At 67.6% G+C, this 20,060-nt stretch carries 16 protein-coding genes; 10 read left to right on the top strand and 6 right to left on the bottom strand.

Going from position 1 to position 20,060, the window contains the following annotated elements:
- Positions 1-252 precede the first annotated feature (252 nt).
- Positions 253-768 carry a 50S ribosomal protein L10 gene (rplJ, locus tag F6B43_RS09415; protein WP_150448698.1) on the top strand — a complete coding sequence of 172 codons (516 nt, stop codon included), beginning with the start codon at positions 253-255 and terminating at the stop codon, positions 766-768.
- 51 nt (positions 769-819) lie between these two features.
- Complete coding sequence (gene rplL, locus F6B43_RS09410; protein WP_150448697.1) at positions 820-1,206, top strand: 50S ribosomal protein L7/L12; 387 nt, start codon at positions 820-822, stop codon at positions 1,204-1,206.
- Between the two features lie 118 nt (positions 1,207-1,324).
- Here the strand turns inward: rplL and F6B43_RS09405 are convergent, their stop codons facing one another.
- The gene (locus tag F6B43_RS09405; protein WP_150448696.1) at positions 1,325-2,362 is read right to left on the bottom strand and encodes a LacI family DNA-binding transcriptional regulator; all 1,038 of its coding nucleotides are present in this window, start codon (positions 2,360-2,362) and stop codon (positions 1,325-1,327) included.
- A gap of 304 nt (positions 2,363-2,666) precedes the next feature.
- Here F6B43_RS09405 and F6B43_RS09400 point away from each other — a divergent pair, with 304 nt between their 5' ends.
- The 4 genes from F6B43_RS09400 to F6B43_RS09385 all read left to right on the top strand — a co-directional run bounded on the left by F6B43_RS09400 (position 2,667) and on the right by F6B43_RS09385 (position 9,026).
- Positions 2,667-3,998: an ABC transporter substrate-binding protein gene (locus tag F6B43_RS09400; protein WP_246159891.1), complete on the top strand. Its 1,332-nt coding sequence runs from the start codon at positions 2,667-2,669 to the stop codon at positions 3,996-3,998.
- A gap of 192 nt (positions 3,999-4,190) precedes the next feature.
- Positions 4,191-5,531, top strand: a complete 1,341-nt coding sequence (locus F6B43_RS09395) for a carbohydrate ABC transporter permease (RefSeq protein WP_425486828.1) — start codon at positions 4,191-4,193, stop codon at positions 5,529-5,531.
- Entirely contained in the window at positions 5,528-6,499 is a 972-nt protein-coding gene (locus F6B43_RS09390) for a carbohydrate ABC transporter permease (RefSeq protein WP_150448694.1), read from the top strand. Before F6B43_RS09395 ends, F6B43_RS09390 begins: the two co-directional genes overlap by 4 nt.
- 64 nt (positions 6,500-6,563) lie before the next feature.
- Positions 6,564-9,026: an HAD-IC family P-type ATPase gene (locus F6B43_RS09385; protein ID WP_150448693.1), complete on the top strand. Its 2,463-nt coding sequence runs from the start codon at positions 6,564-6,566 to the stop codon at positions 9,024-9,026.
- 46 nt (positions 9,027-9,072) lie between these two features.
- Here the strand turns inward: F6B43_RS09385 and F6B43_RS09380 are convergent, their stop codons facing one another.
- The 3 genes from F6B43_RS09380 to F6B43_RS09370 are packed head-to-tail and all read right to left on the bottom strand — an operon-like array spanning position 9,073 to position 11,040.
- Positions 9,073-9,555 carry a hypothetical protein gene (locus tag F6B43_RS09380; RefSeq protein ID WP_246159956.1) on the bottom strand — a complete coding sequence of 161 codons (483 nt, stop codon included), beginning with the start codon at positions 9,553-9,555 and terminating at the stop codon, positions 9,073-9,075.
- A 37-nt stretch (positions 9,556-9,592) separates the two neighbouring features.
- On the bottom strand, positions 9,593-10,288 hold the full coding sequence (locus tag F6B43_RS09375) for a DUF305 domain-containing protein (RefSeq protein WP_211368099.1): 696 nt from the start codon (positions 10,286-10,288) through the stop codon (positions 9,593-9,595).
- A 5-nt stretch (positions 10,289-10,293) separates the two neighbouring features.
- The gene (locus F6B43_RS09370; RefSeq protein WP_150448692.1) at positions 10,294-11,040 is read right to left on the bottom strand and encodes a thioredoxin-like domain-containing protein; all 747 of its coding nucleotides are present in this window, start codon (positions 11,038-11,040) and stop codon (positions 10,294-10,296) included.
- 267 nt (positions 11,041-11,307) lie between these two features.
- Here F6B43_RS09370 and F6B43_RS09365 point away from each other — a divergent pair, with 267 nt between their 5' ends.
- On the top strand, positions 11,308-12,672 hold the full coding sequence (locus F6B43_RS09365; RefSeq protein ID WP_246159890.1) for a multidrug effflux MFS transporter: 1,365 nt from the start codon (positions 11,308-11,310) through the stop codon (positions 12,670-12,672).
- A 6-nt stretch (positions 12,673-12,678) separates the two neighbouring features.
- On the opposite strand, the gene F6B43_RS09360 is transcribed toward F6B43_RS09365, so the two are convergent.
- A complete protein-coding gene (locus tag F6B43_RS09360) occupies positions 12,679-13,164 on the bottom strand; it encodes a nitroreductase family deazaflavin-dependent oxidoreductase (protein WP_150448691.1) in 486 nt (161 codons plus the stop codon).
- A gap of 55 nt (positions 13,165-13,219) precedes the next feature.
- On the opposite strand from F6B43_RS09360, the gene F6B43_RS09355 reads away from it, so the two are divergent.
- From F6B43_RS09355 to F6B43_RS09345, 3 genes are all read left to right on the top strand, one after another.
- The gene (locus F6B43_RS09355; protein ID WP_150448690.1) at positions 13,220-13,891 is read left to right on the top strand and encodes a phosphatase PAP2 family protein; all 672 of its coding nucleotides are present in this window, start codon (positions 13,220-13,222) and stop codon (positions 13,889-13,891) included.
- Between the two features lie 9 nt (positions 13,892-13,900).
- Entirely contained in the window at positions 13,901-15,901 is a 2,001-nt protein-coding gene (locus F6B43_RS09350) for a helicase HerA-like domain-containing protein (protein WP_150448689.1), read from the top strand.
- A gap of 73 nt (positions 15,902-15,974) precedes the next feature.
- The gene (locus F6B43_RS09345) at positions 15,975-17,276 is read left to right on the top strand and encodes an HNH endonuclease signature motif containing protein (RefSeq protein WP_150448688.1); all 1,302 of its coding nucleotides are present in this window, start codon (positions 15,975-15,977) and stop codon (positions 17,274-17,276) included.
- A 33-nt stretch (positions 17,277-17,309) separates the two neighbouring features.
- Here the strand turns inward: F6B43_RS09345 and F6B43_RS09340 are convergent, their stop codons facing one another.
- On the bottom strand, positions 17,310-20,060 hold the full coding sequence (locus tag F6B43_RS09340) for an MGH1-like glycoside hydrolase domain-containing protein (RefSeq protein ID WP_211368098.1): 2,751 nt from the start codon (positions 20,058-20,060) through the stop codon (positions 17,310-17,312).

Raw genomic sequence — 20,060 nt, 5'->3', positions numbered from 1 at the left:
AGGATTTGGCGCCGCCGGGCGGGTCGCGTAAGCTGGACCACAGCCAAAGACCGCCGGTCATTGGAGTGCGTGTGAACGGACTCCGATCGAAGCTCTGCAACACAGGGGCCCGCGCAGGTGTACGAATGATTCTCCTCGAGATCCAGCTCCGTGCGCTTGCGCCGGAGCTTTTTTGTTTCCCTGCCGACAGGACCGGATGCTGAGGCCGACGCTCCGCCACCGCGGCGCGTCACGTACACACAAGGAGTGGCCATGGCGCAGAAGGATGCATCGGTCGCCGAGCTCACGAAGAACTTCGAGGACTCGACCGCCGTTCTGCTGACCGAGTACCGCGGTCTGACGGTTGCGGAGCTCAAGCAGCTTCGCAACGACATCCGTCAGGACGCGGAATACGCCGTGGTGAAGAACACGCTGACCAAGATCGCCGCGAACAACGCGGGGATCTCGTCGCTGGACGAAGACCTCAAGGGTCCTTCGGCCATCGCTTTCGTGCACGGCGACCCTGTCGCCGTCGCGAAGGGGCTGCGTGCCTTCGCCAAGGCACACCCTCACCTCGTGATCAAGGGCGGCTACTTCGACGGTGCCCCCCTGAGCGCGGATGAGGTCAACAAGCTCGCTGACCTCGAGAGCCGTGAAGTCCTGCTGGCGAAGCTCGCCGGTGCGATGAAGGCCTCGCTGTTCGGCGCCGCATATCTGTTCAACGCACCGCTGTCGAAGGCCGTTCGCACGGTCGACGCGCTGCGTGAGAAGCAGGAGTCCGCAGCCTAGGCTCCCGCCCGGCACTGCGGTTGATTCGAATACCCAACAAGGAGAAACATCATGGCAAAGCTCACCACTGACGAGCTTCTCGACGCCTTCAAGGAGCTCACGCTCATCGAGCTCAGCGAGTTCGTCAAGAAGTTCGAGGAGACCTTCGAGGTCACCGCCGCCGCTCCGGTCGCCGTTGCCGGCCCCGCCGCAGCGGGTGCCGCTCCGGCCGAAGAGGTCGAGGAGCAGACGGCGTTCGACGTCGTGCTCGAGGCCGCAGGCGAGAAGAAGATCCAGGTCATCAAGGTCGTCCGCGAGCTCACCTCGCTCGGCCTCGGCGAGGCCAAGGCCGTCGTCGACGGTGCACCCAAGGCCGTTCTGGAGGGCGTCTCGAAGGAGGCGGCCGACAAGGGCAAGGCTGCTCTCGAAGAGGCCGGCGCGACCGTTACCGTCAAGTAACGACACCGCATGTCGTCGACTCACTGAGTCGAAGAAGACCCGGATGCCTCGGCATCCGGGTCTTCTGCTGTCCGATGCAGCCCCCTCAGGCGCGGCGCGATCAGCGCGGGCGGGTGGATCAGCGCGGCCGCGTGCCCGCCTCGATCGCGGAGGACGCGCGATCGACGGGCCCCGTCGAGCTGCGCACGATCAGCCTCGCCGGCAGGGCGACGCTCGGCACGGGCGCGCTCGGGTCGGCGATGTGCCTCAACAGGAGCTCCACGGCGGTCATGCCCTGCTCGCGCGGCAGCTGTGCGAGGGTCGTGAGAGAGAACACGTCGGCGAACTCGTGGTCATCGACGCCGACGACACTGAGGTCGCTCGGGACCTGGATGCCGAGCCGGCGTGCGGCGATGATCGCGCCGATGGCGACTTCGTCGCACGCGCAGACCAGGCCGGTGGGGCGACGTTTCGTATCGCCCAGGAAGTCGACGGATGCCGCGTACCCGCCGGGGAGGGTGATGTCGCACTCGATGTGCCTGGCGTATTCCGCGAGACCCGCGTCCGCCATCGCCGACATGTAGCCCTCGAGCCTCCGGCGATCCCAGTGCGCCCAATGCGGCTCCGTCCCGCCGATGAAGGCGATGTGACGGTGGCCCAGGCCGATGAGGTGCTCGGTCGCACGACGGCCCGCGTCGCGGTCGTCGATCGAGATCGTGCCGGGGTCGTTCGCGTCGCCCACCACGCTGATCATCGGGCGATCGATCGCCTGAAGCCGCTCGATCTCGTTGTCCTGAGGCTCGAGACCGACGGCGATCAGTCCGTCGAACCGCTTGCGCGCGAGGAAATCGTCGAAGATCCGCGCGCGGCCTGTCGTTCCGGGACGCGAGTCGTAGAGCGTCAGATCCAGGCCGTGGTCGAGCAGTGCGTCCTGGATACCCTCGAGCACCTCGGCAAGGAACCAGCGTGTGACCGACGGCATGATCACGCCGATGTTCCGGGTCCGCCCCGTGACAAGGCTGGCGGCGTTGGAGGAGGCGACGTAGTCCAGAGCGCGCGCGGCGTCCTGCACCTTGGCGCGGGTCTCCGCTGAGACGTAGCCGTTGCCGGTCAATGCCCGGCTCGCCGTGGCTTTGGAGACGCCCGCGAGGCGGGCGACGTCCGAGATTCCGCTCACAGGGCTCCTCCCTCCATCGGGCGGCGCGGACTCGCGACCGCTTTCGACAGTAGTCATTTCCCGGGAAAAATGGAACCGATTTCACACCGTCGTGAGTGTCTCATTCCCGGGCAACCACGACCCTGAGGGGAGGTTATCGAGTTGTGATGCGAACGCCTTGCGAAGCACTGCCGCATCGCTTAGCGTTTGCATGGAATCGGTTCCCTACGAACCGATAGGGGTCCCTTCCCGAGCGTGCCCACAGAGCGTGCCCACGCAGCGTGCATCGTCACGCGAAACTCAACGAGGAGAAGTAATGAATGGAATGCGATCATCATTCCGCCGCCGCGCAATCGTCGGAATCGGCTTCGCGGCGATCGCTGCGCTGACTCTGGCGGGGTGTGCAGAAGGCGGCTCCAGCAGCAGCCCGTCTGAGTCCATCTCGGGTCAGACCGTCAAGATCTCCGGCGGCATCACCGGTGCCGAGGCGGACGCGCTGAACGCGTCGTTCGAGCAGTTCACGGCCGACACGGGTGTCAAGGTGGAGTACACCGGCGACAAGAGCTTCGAAGGCAACATCGTCACCAAGGTGACCGGTGGCTCCGCCCCCGACATCGCCATCGTGCCGCAGCCCGGTCTGCTCAAGTCGCTCGTCGCGACCGGAGATGTCAAGGAGGCACCCGCGAGCGTCGTCGCGAACGTCGACAAGAACTGGTCGCCCGACTGGAAGACGTACGGCACGATCGACGGCAAGTTCTACTCCGCGCCGATGCTCGCGAACATCAAGGGCTACGTCTGGTACTCGCCCGCCTCCTTCAAGAAGTGGGGCGTCGAGGTTCCGAAGACGTGGGACGAGTTGCTCACCCTCACCAAGACGATCCAGGAGAAGACCGGAACCGCACCGTGGTGCGCCGGTTTCGCTTCGGGTGACGCATCCGGTTGGCCGGGCACGGACTGGGTCGAAGACCTCGTCCTCCGCCAGTCCGGAGCCGACGTCTACGACAAGTGGGTCGCCGGTGACGTCAAGTTCACCGACCCGCAGATCTCGGACGCCTTCACGGCGGTCGGCCAGATCCTGCTCAACCCCAGCTACGTCAACGCCGGCTTCGGCGACGTCAAGAGCATCAACTCGACGGCGTTCGGCGACGTTGCGGCGAAGGTCGCAGACGGTTCGTGCGCACTGACGCACCAGGCATCCTTCCTGTCCTCGAACTTCCTCGAGGTCAAGACGGCGTCCGGTGCGGCTCCGACGATCGCGCCCGACGGTGACGTCTACGCCTTCGTGCTCCCCGGCATCAAGGAGGGCGCCAACACGATCGAGGTCGGTGGCGAGTTCGTCACCGGGTTCTCGGACAACGCGGCCACCCAGGCGGTTCTCGAGTACATGTCCACGCCTGAGTTCGCGAACGCGCGCGTCAAGCTGGGCGGCGTCATCTCCGCCAACCTGAATGCCGACCCGAAGCTGGCATCGAGCGAGTTCCTCACGGAGGCCATGACCCTCCTGCAGGACCCCAACACGACGGTCCGTTTCGACGCGTCGGACCTCATGCCGGCAACGGTCGGGTCGGGTTCGTTCTGGAAGGGAATGGTGAGCTGGATCGACGGTAAGGACCAGGCCACCGTGCTCAGCGATATCCAGGCCGGTTACGCCAACTAGCAGTCACTTCTGCCGCTGACCCGTTCGCTTCCGAGCGACAACGGTCGGCAGAATCGGGGGTCGCTCGCATCGACGAGCGGCCCCCGATTCGGAGGCCCCCACGCCTCCTTCGCTCCCATGCATTGCGCAATGGCGTGGACACGGGCATTCTGATCACTCCCGGAGTCCATAGACGTACTCGGAAGGGCACCAATGTCTGACACCAAAATCAAAGAGGAGGCCCCTCCGACGAGGGCCGCCGACAAGGAACGCGCGCGAAGCGCGGCCAACAACCCGCGCACCACCCGGATCGTCGTAGCGATCGCGCTGATCCTCATCGTCGCCCTTTTCCTGTTCATGGTCACGCGGCCCTCGGCCGAGACCAAGCCGACCACGCTCGGCTTCTCGCTGAACAGCTTCTTCATCTGGCTGGGGTCGATGGGCCCGCTCGTGCAGATCCCGGTCGTGCTGATCGTGTTCGGCGCGGTCGTGGGGCTGATCCTGCTCCTGATCGAGTACGCCCCCCGCTACGGCCGCGGCTACTTCTGGCTGCGGCTGGTCGCCTGCTTCGCGATCCCGATCATCGCGTTCATGCTCCTGCGTCCGTACCAGAACGCCGTCATCTACGTGCTCGCGATCGCCGTGCTGCTGGGCGGCATCCTGTTCTACGCCGACTACCGGTCGCAGCAGGGCGCGGGCTATCTGTTCCAGCTCGTGATCTTCTCGGCGCCGGCGGCGATCCTTCTGCTGATCGGGCTCATCTACCCGGCGATCGCCACCTTCGTCCAGTCGTTCTTCGACAAGACCGGAGCGAACTTCGTCGGCCTCGAGAACTACGGCTGGGTCTTCACCAACCCTGAAGGCTTCTGGTCGGTGATCAACACGATCATCTGGGTGCTCGTGGCCCCCGCGTTCGCCACCGCCGTCGGGCTCGCGTACGCCGTGTTCATCGACCGGGCGCGCGGCGAGAAGTTCCTCAAGATCCTGATCTTCATGCCCTTCGCGATCTCGTTCGTGGGCGCAGGCATCATCTGGAAGTTCATGTACGACTACCGCCAGGGGGAGCAGATCGGACTCCTGAACGCGATCGTCACCGCGTTCGGCGGGCAGCCCGTGTCGTGGCTGGATGCACAGCCGCTCATCAACAGCCTCCTGCTGATGGTCGTGTTCATCTGGTCGCAGACGGGCCTCGCGATGGTCATCCTCTCGGCTGCGATCAAGGCGGTCCCGCCGGAGCAGATGGAGGCGGCCGAGCTCGACGGCACGAACGCGTGGCAGCGTTTCGTCAACGTGACCGTCCCCGGCATCCGCTCGTCGATCGTCGTCGTGGTCACCACGGTGGCCATCGGGGCGTTGAAGATCTACGACATCGTCGCCGTCATGACCGGCGGGCGGGCCAACACCACCGTGCTGGCGTTCGAGATGGTCAACCAGCAGCAGCGATTCCAGAGCTACGGCCACTCCGCGGCCCTCGCCGTGGTGCTGTTCATCTTCGTGATCCCGCTCATCGTCTTCAACATCGTCCAGATCAGGAAGCAGAGGGAAGTGCGATGACCATCGAGGTAATCGAGCCTGTCCTCGACCAGCGCACCGCGCGCCAGGTCGCGCGCGACACCCGCAAGCACGAAGCCATGGCGCAGAAGCGCCTGACGTCGAAAGGGGCGACGATCGCCGCCGTGGCGATCGCGTTCCTCTGGACGATCCCGACGTTCGGACTGTTCGTGACATCGTTCCGCCCCGGTGCGGATTCGCAGGACACCGGATGGTGGACGGTCTTCACGAACCCCGACTTCACTCTCGGGAACTACCAGGCGGCCCTCACGTCGGGCGGAACCGCTCTCACGCTGGGGCAGTCGTTCCTGAACTCGCTGGCGATCACGATCCCCGTCGTGTTCTTCGCCCTCGCCGTCTCATCGCTCTTGGCCTACGCCTTCGCCTGGATCGACTTCAAGGGCAAGAACATCGCTTTCGTGGCGGTCTTCGCGCTCCAGATCGTCCCGCTCCAGATGGCACTCGTGCCGCTGCTGAGCCTGTTCTCCCGGGGTCTCACGATCAACGGCGTGACGATCTTCCCCGGGTTCGATCTGCGTGACGTCGACCACAGCTTCGCCACGGTGTGGATCGCACACACGATCTTCGCCATCCCGCTGGCGGTGTTCCTGCTGCACAACTTCATCGCCGAGATCCCGAGCGAGGTCATCGAGGCCGCGCGCGTGGACGGGGCAGGCCACGGCCAGATCTTCTTCCGGATGATCATCCCGCTGGCTGCTCCCGCGCTCGCGTCGTACGCGGTGCTGCAGTTCATCTGGGTGTGGAACGACCTGCTGGTCGCGACGATCTTCGCGCCGTCGTCGTCTCTGCCGATGACGCAATCGCTCAACTCGCTCTCGGGCACGTGGGGCAACCAGTGGTACCTGCAGTCGGCCGGAACGTTCCTGTCGATCCTCGTTCCGCTGATCGTCTTCTTCGCCCTCCAGCGGTTCTTCGTCCGTGGCCTGCTCGCGGGGGCGACAAAGGGGTAACTCCCGGCAGACCACGCGGCGAACCATGCCGTCACCCGAAGCCTGAATCGCCTAGGGTGGCGGCATGGATGCCTCAACGGCGGCGACTCTCGATCGCGACGAGTCCATCGACCCGACGATCGGACTGAGCGCCGCCCAGGTGCGGGAACGCGCCGACGCGGGGCGCACGAATGCCTACAAGGCCGATTCGAGCCGCAGCGTCTGGAACATCGTCAGGGCGAACGTCTTCACCCTCTTCAACGGGATCGTGTTCGTCTGCTTCTTCATCCTGTTCGTGCTGGGCCGGTGGCAGGACGCGTTGTTCGGTCTCGCCGCCTTCGCGAACGCCATCATCGGCTCCGCGCAGGAATTCCGGGCCAAAGCGGCCCTCGACCGGCTAGCGCTCCTGAACGCCCCGCAGGCACGCGTCCGCCGCGATGGTGCCGAGTCGGACATCCTGCCCGGCGCGGTCGTGATCGACGACATCCTGGTGCTCCGCACGGGCGATCAGGTACCCGCCGACGCGACCATCGTCCGCAGCCGGGCGCTCCAGATCGACGAGTCGATGCTGACCGGCGAGTCGGATGCGGTCGACAAGAAGCCCGGCGACGACGCGCTCTCCGGGTCCGTCGTGGTGGCGGGGGAGGGCGATGCGCGCGTCGTGCGGGTGGGCGCCGATTCGTACGCCAACAAGTTCGCCGACGAGGCCAAGCGGTTCTCGCTCGTGTCATCCGAGCTTCGGAACTCGATCAACCGCGTGCTGAAGTTCATGAGCTGGGCGATCGGGCCGATCGGGCTGCTCGTCTTCAACGCGCAGGTCATGGTCGCGGGTGGTTACGTCGCGGCGTGGGAGAGCGGACAGTGGGTGCAGGCCGTGGTCAACACGATCGCGTCGCTCACCGCCATGATCCCGCTGGGGCTGGTGCTGATGACCTCGATCGCGTTCGCGGTCGGCGCCACCAAACTCGCTTCCCAGCAGGTGCTCGTGAACGAGCTCCCGGCGGTGGAGGGCTTGGCGCGGGTCGATGTGATCTGTCTCGACAAGACCGGCACGCTCACGGCGGGCGAGATCGAGTTCGACGCCGTCCGCGAACTCGACGATCCCGCTCCGGGGTGGCAGCAGGTGCTCGCCTGGTACGGATCCGCTCCCGACGCCAACGCGACGGCCCGATGCCTGCGCGAGCCGTACCCGGTGACCGAGGCGCTGGCCCCGGCCGCGGGCATCCCCTTCTCGTCCGCACGCAAGTGGAGCGCGGTCTCGTTCGCGGCAGGCGGCACCGCCGCCGGCACGTGGGTACTGGGGGCTCCCGAGATGGTGTTCGGCGACGACGCGTCCGACCCGCGGAGCCCGCTCGGCAGCATCGTGACGGCGCTGGCGTCAACGGGAAAGCGCACGCTCGTGCTCGGCCACTCCGTCTCGATGCTGACCCCGGCCGACGTCGACGCCGAACGACTGCCGGGCGAGGCCACGCCGGTCGCCGTACTGACGTTCCGCGAACAGGTCCGGCCCGATGCGGCCCAGACCCTGGAGTACTTCCGCCGGCAGGGTGTCGGCATCCGGATCATCTCGGGCGACAACCCGCGCACCGTCGCGGCCATCGCGAGGGACCTGGGGCTGGACGTCGCCGAGGGCTTCGATGCCCGCAGGCTTCCCACGGATGAGAAGGAGCTGGGCGACGTCCTCGATCAGCACACCGTCTTCGGCCGCGTCACACCGGATCAGAAGAAGGCGATGGTCGTCGCGCTGCAGGCCAAGGGGCACACCGTCGCCATGACCGGTGACGGCGTCAACGATGCGCTCGCGATCAAGACCGCCGACATCGGCATCGCCATGAACTCCGGATCGGCAGCGACCAAGGCTGTCGCTCGTCTCGTGCTGCTGGACGGTCAGTTCTCGCATCTCCCCGACGTCGTCGCAGAGGGCAGGCAGGTCATCGCGAACATCGAGCGGGTCTCCATGCTGTTCCTGACCAAGACCGTCTACGCGACGGGGCTCGCGATCCTGTTCGGGCTCCTCGTCATGGAGTTCCCGTTCCTTCCGCGTCAGCTGTCCATCACCGATGGGCTGACGATCGGCATCCCGGCCTTCTTCCTCGCGCTGCTGCCGAACACGCAGCGTTACATCCCGGGGTTCCTGCGACGGTCGCTCTCGTTCGCCATCCCCGCGGGCATCATCATCGCGATCGCGCTCACGCTGTACACCCGAGGGGCGATGGCACTGGAGGTCCCCGAGCCCCAGTTGCGCACGGGAGCGACGATCATCCTCGCCGTCGTCGGCATCTGGGTGCTGACCGTGCTGTCACGCCCCATCACCAGGGTCAAGGTCCTCGTGATCGGGGCGATGTTCATCGCGCTCGTCGGCGTCTTCACGATTCCGCTTCTGACCGAGTTCTTCCAGCTCGTCGACCCCGGCCGTGAGGCGGCCTACCTCGTCGCACTCGTCACGGTGCTCACGATCGGGGCGATCGAGATCGTGCGGTTCTTCCACCGTCGCTTCGTCGCGAGGTCGATCGAGAAGGCGACCCCGCCGCGCACCGTGACCCGCTGATTCGCTGTGCCTGAGGGTGCCCCCGGCGCACGGATGGCCCGCTGGGTCAGGATGCCGCGGCGCCGGCGCCGCTCGCGGGCACGGGGCGGAAGAAGCGCGCGCCCGGCGGCAGCCACACGACGGCGATGACGAGCAGCTCGAAAACGATCTGGATCGTCGCCGTCACGTCCCACGTGTCGGCGTCGACGATCGTCAGCACGTGCAGGACGATCTGGATGCCGAAGTAGACGGTGATGAGAATGCGGGCGAACCTGCTTCCCCGCGACAGGCCGGAGGCGATCGCGACGGTCAGCAGACCGAGCAGGATCGTGCCGGCGCCGAGGAGCGACACCGTGAGGATCGCCGCGTCGCCCTGCACGTCGTACCGGCTGAGCAGGATCAGCAGACCCAGGGCAGCATTGCCGAGACCGCTGACGTACACCACGACGATCGCGAGCGTCACGATGACGGGGCGCCGCCGCACCTCAGCGGTGGCCGTTGCGGGGTGCGGGGCACCGTCGATGCCGGGGGGAGTGCCGGTGTCGGTCATCACGCGACCACTGTATCGCCGCGTCGATCGCCGGGTGTCAGCGGCAGCCCAGGCGCGCCTGGATCGAATGCATCGCGTCGATCTCGGCGAGCTGGCCGGCCTTCATCGCGGCGGCGACTTCGAGCACGCGCGGCTGGGAGCCGCGCGCGAGTACCGCGTCGGCCATCGGGATGGCGCCCTCGTGGTGGCGGATCATCAGATCCAGGAACAGGCAGTCGGCCGGTGTGCCGGTGGCCTGCGCGAGTGCGGTGAGCTCGGCATCCGTCGCCATCCCCATCGCGGCCCGCAGGTCGGCGTCGCTGGTCGGGGATGCGGCAGACCCGTGGCCGGCGTGATCGGCGTCCGACATCCACGACATCAGCGGGCCCCCGCTCTGGGGAAGCCCCCAGCTCACGAGCCAGTCGTACATCTCGCCCTTCTGCGCGGACTGGGCGGTCGCGATGTCGTACGAGAGCGTGCGGAGCTCGTCGTCGTCGGTCTTGCGGTAGATCTGCATCGCCATATCGACCGCCTGCGCGTGGTGCACCTGCATGTCGCGGGCGAAGCCGGCATCGGCCGAGTCTGACGCCGGCGTCGCCGGGGTTCCTGCGCCGAACGCCGTGAAGCGCCCGATCGCGAAGGCCACGGCCGCGATCGCGAGGCATGCGATCAGCACCTGCGGCCAGCGCCGGGGTCGCCGCTCCGGCGTTGTGCCCTCGGTCGCTGTCGCCTCGGTGGGCCCGCTCTCACTCACCGGAGCTACTGCTTGCCCGGACCGTCGATCGCGCCCGTGCAGAGGGCGTTCGGCTCGGGAACCGTCTGGCTGCGCCAGTACTCCTCGAAGAAGGCCGGGATGCGGGCATCGGTCGCCGAATCGAGCTTGAGCTGGTGGTTCCATCCGCTGAGGACGATCGGCGAGTCGAGCCCCTCGTACGGTGAGAGGATCACGTAGCTCGAGGGCAGCTGGCGCTTCAGCGCGGACAGGTCGTCGCCCGCGACCTTCGAGGCATCGTAGGTGACCCAGATCGCGCCGTGCTCCAGTGAGTGCACCGCGTTCTCGGGGGTCTGCGGCTGATCGTAGATGCCGCAGTTGAGCCAATACGGGTTGTGCGGGCCGCCGGCAGGCGGCGACTGGGGATAGTCGACGGTTCCCTGTACATGCTCCGAGGTGTTCGTGAACGTCTCCACGCCCTCGATCGTCGCCCCGGTGCCTCCGGCCGAATAGCTCGGCGCCGCCGGTGGGGCCAGGAGGAAGGATGCCGCGACCACCGCGATCACCGCGATCGCGGCTGTCGAGCCGACGACCCACCACACGATCTTCCCGCGGCGGCGCTTCGCGAGCTGCTTCTGGTACTCGGCGAGCTTCTTCTGCCGGGCCTGCTCGCGCTGCTCCTTGACGGTGAGGGTGATCTTCGCCTGGGTGGCCGGGTTTCCGCTCGCGCGTTGGGGCGGCGTCGCCTCGGGCTTTCCGGCGGGTGGCTTTCCGGCGGGTGGGTTCGGGGTCATTCTCGTGGCCTCGTCGTTCGGTCGGAAGTCGGTCGGTTCGGGACGTATTCAGCCTAAACGAGCGCGTCCGGGAGCGGCCTGAGCGCGTATCGCTCTGTCGCAGGGGGAGTGCCAATGGCCTGAATTGGCCGTCGCGGGCTGGCGCAGCATCCGATATGATGGAACTTCGAATCGATTCGATGCTGCTCGATCCGCCTCTCTGCCGCCCGCCGCCCTCCGCCTTTCTGCGCCCCGCGGTACCTGCCCCGAAACCGAAGTGACTCGCCCGTGCTCGACACCGCATCCATCCCCACCGCTCGTCCCGCAGACGTCGATCCGGCGACCGCACCCGTCCGCTCGGCTCGAGATACCGCCACCGGCGCGATTCGCACGCTCGGATCGAATCCGGCTACGGCGCCGATCATGCTGCACCCCGGCGACGCGATCTCCCACGCGCGGCGCGTCGTGTACATCGTGCTGCTCGGAGCGCTCACCGCGCTCGGTCCGTTCACGGTCGATCTGTACCTTCCGGCGTTCCCGGTGCTGGAGGCTGATTTCCAGACGACGGCCGCGGCGATCCAGCTGACGCTCACGGGCACGATGCTCGGCTTCGCACTGGGGCAGCTGATCGTCGGGCCCCTCAGCGACAAGGTCGGTCGCCGCATCCCGCTCCTGGCCGCCACCACTCTGCACGTCGTGGCGAGCACGGCAGCGGCTCTCGCGCCCTCGCTGGTCCTCCTCGGCGGCGCACGCGTCTTCATGGGCATGGGGGCCGCGGCCGGAGGCGTCGTGGCGATGGCGATCGTGCGCGACCTCTTCGGCGGGCGAAGACTGGTGGTGATGCTGTCGCGTCTCGCGCTCGTCTCGGGCGTCGCGCCCGTGATCGCGCCCCTGATCGGGTCGGCCCTTCTCGCGGTCATGCCGTGGCGCGGGATCTTCGTCGTCCTCGCGATCTACGGCGCGCTGATGCTGATCTTCTCGCTGTTCCTCGTGCCCGAGACCCTCCCCAAGGCGCGTCGCGGCGGCGGACCCGGCACCTCGGTGATGCAGCGCTACAAGAGCGTCTTCTCCGACCGGGTGTTCATCGGCGTGCTGATCGTGGGAGCGATGTCGTTCAGCGGTCTGTTCTCGTATCTGTCCAGCTCGTCCTTCCTCTTCCAGGTGACCTTCGGATTCGATGCGCAGCAATACGGCCTCCTGTTCGCCGTGAACTCCGTCGGCGTCGTCGCCGGTGTGCAGGTGGCGTCCCGGCTCGCCGCACGCTTCGGGCCCCAGTGGGTGATGGCCTATTCGACGAGCTTGATGCTGATCGCCTCCACGGCGATCATCGTTCTTGACCAGCTCGGAGCGGGCATCTGGGGAGTCATGGTGCCCCTCTTCGTCTTCATGACCGCGTTCGGCTTCACCATGCCGTGCGTGCAGGTGCTCGCCCTCGACCGGCACGGCAAGGCAGCAGGCACGGCGGCATCGCTCATCGGCGCCACGAACTTCGGCATCGCCGCCCTCATCTCGCCGATCGTCGGATGGATCGCTCGGGATGCGGGAATCACCCCCACCACGATGGCGATGGTCATGGTCGGATGCGGCATCATCGGCGCTCTCGCCCTCTGGACGATCGTCCGCCCGCGCACGATCGGCCTGCTCACCCCGTAGTGGCGCTCAGCGCACCGGCTGCAGCACGAACAGGCGCACGACCCGCCCTGAGGCGCGTTCGTACTCCCGGTAGCCCGGCCACTGACGCTCGATGCGCGCCCAGACGGCGTCGCGCTCGCCGTCGGGCACGCGCGAGGCGTGAACCGCCATCCGCCTTCCGCGGACGGTGATCGCCGCATCCGGATGTGCGATGAGATTCGTCGACCAGGCCGGGTGCCGACCGTCGGCGAAATTCGAGCCGGCGACGATCGCGCGCCCGTGCCCGTCGGGGGTGTACATGAGGACCGCGTCGCGCGGCTCGTCCGATTTCGCGCCGCGCGTGTGCAGGACCAGCGAGGGCACGAGGATCGCACTGACCTGCACGCGGCCACCCGTCGCCCGCGCGAGGAACCGCTCGAGCGGCGGGAGCAGCACGGGTGCCCACCGACGGAAGAGTCGCGTGTGGGTGAGCGGGGCGACGACCCGGCGCACGATGTCGACGATGGCTGGCATCAGCCCATTGTGGCGCGTCCCGCGAATCCGCGTGAGGGGCTGGCATGATGTCGAGATGGATGCTCCAGCCCGCCTCACCCGACGCACCGAGCTGTGGGTCGGCGGCGTGCTCCTTGCGGCCGCGGTCGCGCTCGGGGCGTGGATCTTCGTCCTCCGCGGCAACAGGCCCTTCGCGATCGACTCCTGGTGGAACCAGCTCCTGTTCGCGTCGCGCAACGACGCTCTGCTCGCGGTGTCATACGCGATGAACTGGCTGGGCGGAGGATGGTTCGGGATCATCGGGATGCCGGTCATCGTCGTCTGCCTGCTCCTGATCCTCCGAAGGCCTTGGTCGGCGGTGTACTTCATCGTCGCGATCGCGGGCAGCGCGCTCTTCGTGCAGGTGCTCAAGCACTCGTTCGGACGCGCACGACCGGAAGACATCGTCGTGGTGTCGGATTACGGTTCCTTCCCGTCGGGGCATGTCGCCAACGCCACCACGATCGTGGTGGCACTGTTCGTGATCTTCCCCAGGGTCTGGGTCGCGATCGTCGGGGCCGCCTGGGTGGTGGTGATGGCCTTCTCACGGACGTACCTCGGCGCGCACTGGCTGAGCGACACGGTCGGGGGCGCCCTGGCAGGGGCCGCCGCGGCCCTCTTGATGGCGGCGGCCTTCGGGACGCTCCTCGCCCGGGAGCGCGATTTCCGGATGCGGCGCCCCGTGCCGCCATCGCACTCGCCGCTCTAGGCTGTGGGCATGACCGCGCCAGAGCCGTCCGATCCCGCTGTCGTCGATCCTGCTGTCGTCGATCCTGCTGTCGCAGCGGCCGAGGCAGAACTCGCCCGGCTCCAGGCCGAAGCCGACGCCGCCGAGGCGCAGCTGAAGGCCGCGCAGGCCAGAGCCGCGCTTGCGGCGGCGCAGGCCGAAGCCGCGAAGGCGAAGGCCGGAGCCGGGGCCGGGGCTGCTGAGCCTCCTGCCGTTGCCACGCCCGTTGTCGTGGCTGAGCCTGCTGTGGTGCCTGAGCGTGCGGCGGTTGCTGAGCCTCCCGCCGTGGCTGAGCCTGCGGGAGTGCCGGGGCCGCCGGTCGCGCCGGTCGCTCCGGTCGCTCCACCGACGGGCTCCGAAACCGAGGGGCCGCTCGACGCGGAGCAAATCGCCGCGATCGTGAAGGGCTACACGTTCGAAGACACCACGCTCGACCTCGGGGCGCTCATGAACGGCGATCCTGTCGCGGACGCGCAGATCCGCATCCCGCTGGGGATGATGAACCGGCATGGGCTCGTGGCCGGCGCGACCGGGACGGGCAAGACCCGCACGCTGCAGGGTCTCGCCGAGCAACTCGCCGCCAAGGGGGTGCCTGTGTTCGCCGCCGACATCAAGGGCGACCTGTCGGGTGTGGCGACCCCGGGGGAGTCGAACGAGAAACTCCTCGCCCGCACCCGGGCGATCGGTCAGGACTGGACGCCGGAGGCGTCGGTCACGGAGTACTTCGCCCTCGGTGGTATCGGGAAGGGCGTGCCCGTGCGGGCGACCGTCAGCGGCTTCGGGCCGCTGCTGCTGAGCAAGGTGCTCGGGCTCAACGAGACGCAGGAGTCGAGTCTCGGTCTCGTCTTCCACTACGCCGACGCCAACGGCCTCGCCTTGGTGGATCTGTCGGATCTGCGCGCAGTGCTCGCCTACCTCACGAGCGAAGAGGGCAAGAGCGAGCTGAAGAATCTCGGCGGTCTCTCGCCCGCGACGGCGGGCGTCATCCTCCGCGAACTCATCACCTTCGCCGACGGGGGCGCCGACGTGTTCTTCGGCGAGCCCGAGTTCGCGGTGAGCGAGTTCCTGCGCACCGCGCCCGACGGCCGCGGCATCATCAGCCTCCTGGAGGTGCCGGGCGTCGCCGACAAGCCGGCGCTGTTCTCGACCTTCCTCATGTACCTCCTCGCGGAGCTGTTCGAGATGCTCCCCGAGGTCGGCGACCTCGACAAGCCGAAGCTCGTGTTCTTCTTCGATGAGGCGCACCTGCTTTTCAAGGACGCGTCGAAGTCCTTCCTGTCGGCGATCACCCAGACCGTGCGACTCATCCGCTCCAAAGGGGTCGGGGTGTTCTTCGTCACGCAGACTCCGAAGGATGTCCCGTCCGACGTTCTCGCCCAGCTCGGGTCGCGCGTGCAGCACGCGCTCCGTGCGTTCACGCCGGACGATGCGAAGGCGCTGCGGGCGACAGTCGGCACCTACCCGCGCTCGGGATACGACCTCGAGCGCGTCCTGCAGGAGCTCGGCACAGGCGAGGCGATCGTGACGGTGATGAGTGAGAAGGGCGCGCCGACTCCGGTCGCCTGGACGCGCCTCCGCGCGCCGCAGGGGCTCATGTCGCCGACGCCCGACGCCGCGATCGAGGCGGCGGTCGCCGCATCCCCCCTCATGGCGAAGTACGGCACGGCGATCGATCGCGAGTCGGCCAGAGAGATCCTCACCGCGCGCATGAACGCCGCCGAGCAGGCCGCGGCCGCCGAGGAGGCGGCGCTCGCGCAGGCCAAGGCGGACGCCGAGTTCGCCAAGCAGCAGGCGGCGGCCGACAAGGCGAAGGCCGCGGCCGACAAGAAGGCGCAGGCCGAGTACGACAGGCTGCTGAAGAAGACCGCGGGAACGACCCGCACATCGCGCACCACCCAGAAGTCGCCGATCGAGCAGGTGCTGAACTCGAAGTCGACGCAGACGATCCTCAACGGCGTGATCCGGGGCCTCTTCGGCAACGGCAGGCGGTGAGGTGAGAAGCAGAGTTTTCCACACCTTTCTGCGATCGCGATCGAATGTCGTAGATATGTTCTAATCTCGAGACATGTTCGTCGATGCGCCAGCGCCCTGCGACTCGCAGGGTTCGGGTGACCACGACGTTGCCGGCGCATACATGGCATTCGCGCCCGACACGTTGGATCACCTGATAGAGCTCGCGGATGTGGCGACCATGCAGGCCGCGCAGCGGTTGATCGGCGCCGACCTGCTGCGCCGTGAAGCTCTCGCCGATGCGGCGCGTCTCGGTCGGACGCTCACCGAGGTGGTGGAGCGGTCGGTGCGGTTGGAGATCGCCGCCGCACTGCGCATCACCGAGGGCGAGGCGGGCGGGATGCTGGCGATGGGCGAGGCGCTGGTCGACAGGTATCCGGCGGTGCTCAATTCCTTCGCCGCTGCCCGGATGACGGAGCGGCACGCGCGTGCGCTGGTGGAGGCTCTCGACGTGGTCGAGCCGGAATTCCGCGCGCAGGTCGTGCCGGCGGCGATCGAACTTGCTGAGACGCTGCCCGTCGGGAGCTTCAGTCGACGGTTGCGCACGCTGATCGAGACGGTGCGTGCGCAGACGCTGACGGAGCGGCACGAGCAGGCTCTGCAACGGCGCCGAGTGGTGCTCCAACCCGATCACGACGGCATGGCGTGGATCATGGCGTTGGTTCCTGCTGTCGAGGCACAGGCGATCTGGGGGCGGGCGACCACCATGGCGAAAGCGATCCTCGCCCGCGGGGGCGAGTCGCGAACCCTCGATCAGATCCGCGCCGATGTGGTGGCTGACCTGCTCATCGAGGGTGAGAACGCGATGCACCCGGCCGAGGCGCGCGGCATCCGCGCGACCGTCGCTGTCACGGTGCCCGCCCTCGCCCTCCTCGATGATGCCCCGTCCGGATCCGAGCCCGCGGTCGTCGAGGGCGTGGGGCCCATTTCTATCGAACGAGCACGCGAGCTGTGCGGGGGAGCGGACGGGTGGATGCGGGTGCTCACCCATCCCGAGACCGGGATGGTCCTCTCCGTCGGGCGCGATCGTTACCGGCCGCCACCCGCGCTGCGACGGCTCGTGAAGTGGCGCGCCGATCGCTGCATGGCGCCGGGGTGCGGCATCCCCGCCTCGCGGTGCGAGATCGATCATCGCGTCGCGTGGGAGGACGGCGGACAAACGTGCCTCGGCAATCTCAATCCGTTCTGCAAGGGCCATCACATCGTCAAACACCATGGCGGGTGGACGGTTCGCGACGTCGGCGGCAGCTACGGCGCGGTCGAGTGGACGTCCCCGGCGGGTCGGCGCTACGTCGTGGAGCCCGAACGGCGGGTGCCGGTGTTCCGCGCGCCACGTGAAACCGGTCCGCCGGCCTGATGATCGGCGGCGATCCTGGCCGGGTGGTTGGGCCTACTCGTCGCCGGGGAGAGCCGGCGCGGGGATGTGGGCGTTCTTCGGCGTCGTCACGATGAGATGTGCGACCAACGCCGTCCAGCCCGTCTGGTGGGCGGCGCCCAGCCCCATGCCGGTGTCGCCGTGGAAGTATTCGTGGAACGCGATGTTGTCTTTCCACCGCGGATCGGTCGCGAGGAGGTCGTACCAGCCGTGCACGGGCCGGCGCCCGTCTGCATCAGGCAGTAAGATCGAGACGAGGCGCTGGGCGACAGCATCCGCCGCGTGGCCCACACTCATCCGCGAGCCGGAGCCGGTGGGAAACTCGACGATCATCTCTCCGGGGGCGAGCCTCGCGAAGTCGTGGAGCGACTCGACCAGCAGCACGTTCAAGGGCATCCAGATCGGGCCCCTCCAATTGGAGTTCCCGCCGAACAGTCCGGTCGCCGACTCGGCCGGCTCATAGTCGACCGACGCGAGGTCTCCCGCCACCTCGACCTCGAATGGATGGTCGCGATGCCATGCCGAGATCGAGCGGATGCCGTAGCGGCTGAGCAGAGCAGACTCGTCGAACACGCTCGACAACACGCGTGTGAGCCGGTCGGGCGGGACGAGAGTGAGCAGCCGGTGACGGATGCCGTCGATGTCGCGGATCTGGAACATGTCGGCGTACTCGGGGTGGTTCCCCAGGAACCACAGTCCACGCTCGCGGAATTCCGGGAGGGCGCCGCCGATGTCGTCGACGTCGTAGGCGAGAACCGCACGGAGGGGGACGAGGCCGACGAGCGAGCGCACCTTGAGCGCGACGTCGGTGCCGTCGGCCAGGTGCAGCACGTCGTAGTAGAAGGCGTCGTCGTCGTCCCACATCAGGCCGTCGTTGGTCGCGTGCGCGATCGCCAGGAAGTGCTCGAGGAATTTCGTCGCGACGCCTTCGTACGCGTTATCGTGCAGCGCGAGACGCAGCGCGATGTCGAGCATGTCGAGCGCATACATCGCCATCCAGCCGCTCGCGTCGGCCTGCTCGATGTAGCCGACGGATGCGGGCAGCTTCGAGCGATCAACGGGTGCGATGTTGTCGAGGCCCATGAAGCCGCCCTCGAAGAGATTGTCGCTCTCGCGGTCCTTGTTGTTCACCCACCACGTGAAGTTGATCAGGAGCTTGTGGAAGATCGCCCCGAGGAAGGCGAAGTCGCGACGGCCGTCGATCTCGAAGACACGGATGGCGGCCCATGCGTGCACCGGCGGGTTGACGTCGGAGAAGTTCCACTCGTAGGCGGGTAGCTGCCCGTTCGGGTGCATGTACCACTCGCGCAGCAGCAGGATCAGCTGCTGTTTGGCGAACTGCGGATCGATGTGGGCGAGCGTGACGCAGTGGAACGCGAGATCCCACGCGGCGTACCAGGGGTACTCCCACGGGTCGGGCATCAAGATGACGTCGTGGTTGTGCACGTGCGGCCAGGCGCCGTTGCGGACGCCGCCCCGGCCGGGCGGCGGTGCGGGCTGCCCCGGGTCGCCGGTGATCCAGCGCGTGACGTCGTAGTGGTAGAACTGCTTCCCCCACAGCAGGCCGGCGAAGGCCTGGCGGGCGACCAGGTACTCCTCCGGGCTTCGCTCAGCGGGGATCACCCCGGCGTAGAACGCGTCTGCCTCGGCTCGGCGGGCTGCAATGATCGCGTCGAACCCGTCCGCGTCGAACCCGTCCGCGTCGAACCCGTCCGCCGGTTCGAGAGGCGACGCCACCACCGCCGACTGGTCGAGGCCGGCATCCGTCGGCTCGCCGCCGACGAGACGCACCCGGATGCTCGTGCTCCCGCCTGCCGGCACCGTCACGGTGTAGTGCAGGGCTGCCTTGGTGCCGTGCCGGTCGGGATTCACGGTCGCCGCGCCGCTCACCACGTGATCGTTGATGCCATCCTTTGGGTAGGGAGTGCGATTCCCCGCCCCGAACAGGAGAGCCTCGTTGGTCTCGTTGTCGCAGAACAGCGGGTCGGGCGAGCCCGCGCCGCTGAGGACGAGCGGGCCCGAACGTGAGTGCTGCCCGATGATCCGCCCGGCATCCCACCGCAGGTCGGGTGTGGGGTTGTCGTCGCCCCACGCCCAGGTGTTGCGGAACCAGAGCGTGGGCAGCACATGCAGGGTCGCCTCATCGGAGCTGGGGTTTTCGACCGTGATGTTCATCAGCAGGTCGCGCGGACCTGCTTTGGCGTAGTCGACGGTCACGATCCAGTAGCGGTCGTCGTCGAAGGCGCCGGTGTCGACGAGCTCGTACTCGGGCTCATCCTTGCCGCGCCGCGCATTCTCGGCGATGAGGTCGCCGTACGGGAACTCGCGCTGCGGGTAGTGGTACCGCCACGTGTTCCACGAGTGCGTCGGGGTGCCGTCGAGGTACCACCAGTACTCCTTGACGTCTTCGCCGTGGTTGCCCTGCGGGCCGGTCAGGCCGAACATCCGCTCCTTGAGGATCGGATCGACGCCGTTCCACAGGCCGAGCGACAGGCACCAGTTCTGCCCCTCATCGCAGAATCCGGCCATCCCGTCTTCATTCCACCGGTACGCGCGGGAGCGCGCGTGCTCGTGGGGGAAGTAGTCCCAGGCCTCCCCGTCGGCGCTGTAGTCCTCGCGGACCGTTCCCCACGCCCGTTCGGACAGGTACGGCCCCCAGTCGCGCCACGGCACCTGATCCGCTTCGGCCAATCTCGCGGACTCGCTCGTGCCGTCGGGGGCGCCGTCCTCGGTGCCGTCGTCTGCGGTGATCGTGGGGTCGGCCAT

It is taken from the genome of Microbacterium rhizomatis (genome assembly GCF_008710745.1).
GTDB classification, from domain to species: Bacteria; Actinomycetota; Actinomycetes; order Actinomycetales; family Microbacteriaceae; genus Microbacterium; species Microbacterium rhizomatis.
Note: the sequence above shows the minus strand (reverse complement) of the source record. Positions and strands in the feature narration are given on the sequence as shown.

Bases quoted from the DNA above. Each gene is read 5' to 3' on its own strand.
- F6B43_RS09400 (WP_246159891.1), top strand. From the start codon at position 2,667: ATGCGATCATCATTCCGCCGCCGCGCAATCGTCGGAATCGGCTTCGCG.
- F6B43_RS09380 (WP_246159956.1), bottom strand. From the start codon at position 9,555: ATGACCGACACCGGCACTCCCCCCGGCATCGACGGTGCCCCGCACCCC.
- F6B43_RS09345 (WP_150448688.1), top strand. From the start codon at position 15,975: ATGTTCGTCGATGCGCCAGCGCCCTGCGACTCGCAGGGTTCGGGTGAC.
- F6B43_RS09370 (WP_150448692.1), bottom strand. From the start codon at position 11,040: ATGACCCCGAACCCACCCGCCGGAAAGCCACCCGCCGGAAAGCCCGAG.
- F6B43_RS09355 (WP_150448690.1), top strand. From the start codon at position 13,220: ATGGATGCTCCAGCCCGCCTCACCCGACGCACCGAGCTGTGGGTCGGC.
- F6B43_RS09395 (WP_425486828.1), top strand. From the start codon at position 4,191: ATGTCTGACACCAAAATCAAAGAGGAGGCCCCTCCGACGAGGGCCGCC.
- rplL (WP_150448697.1), top strand. From the start codon at position 820: ATGGCAAAGCTCACCACTGACGAGCTTCTCGACGCCTTCAAGGAGCTC.
- F6B43_RS09340 (WP_211368098.1), bottom strand. From the start codon at position 20,060: ATGGCCGACCCCACGATCACCGCAGACGACGGCACCGAGGACGGCGCC.
- F6B43_RS09360 (WP_150448691.1), bottom strand. From the start codon at position 13,164: ATGCCAGCCATCGTCGACATCGTGCGCCGGGTCGTCGCCCCGCTCACC.
- F6B43_RS09390 (WP_150448694.1), top strand. From the start codon at position 5,528: ATGACCATCGAGGTAATCGAGCCTGTCCTCGACCAGCGCACCGCGCGC.
- F6B43_RS09385 (WP_150448693.1), top strand. From the start codon at position 6,564: ATGGATGCCTCAACGGCGGCGACTCTCGATCGCGACGAGTCCATCGAC.
- rplJ (WP_150448698.1), top strand. From the start codon at position 253: ATGGCGCAGAAGGATGCATCGGTCGCCGAGCTCACGAAGAACTTCGAG.
- F6B43_RS09350 (WP_150448689.1), top strand. From the start codon at position 13,901: ATGACCGCGCCAGAGCCGTCCGATCCCGCTGTCGTCGATCCTGCTGTC.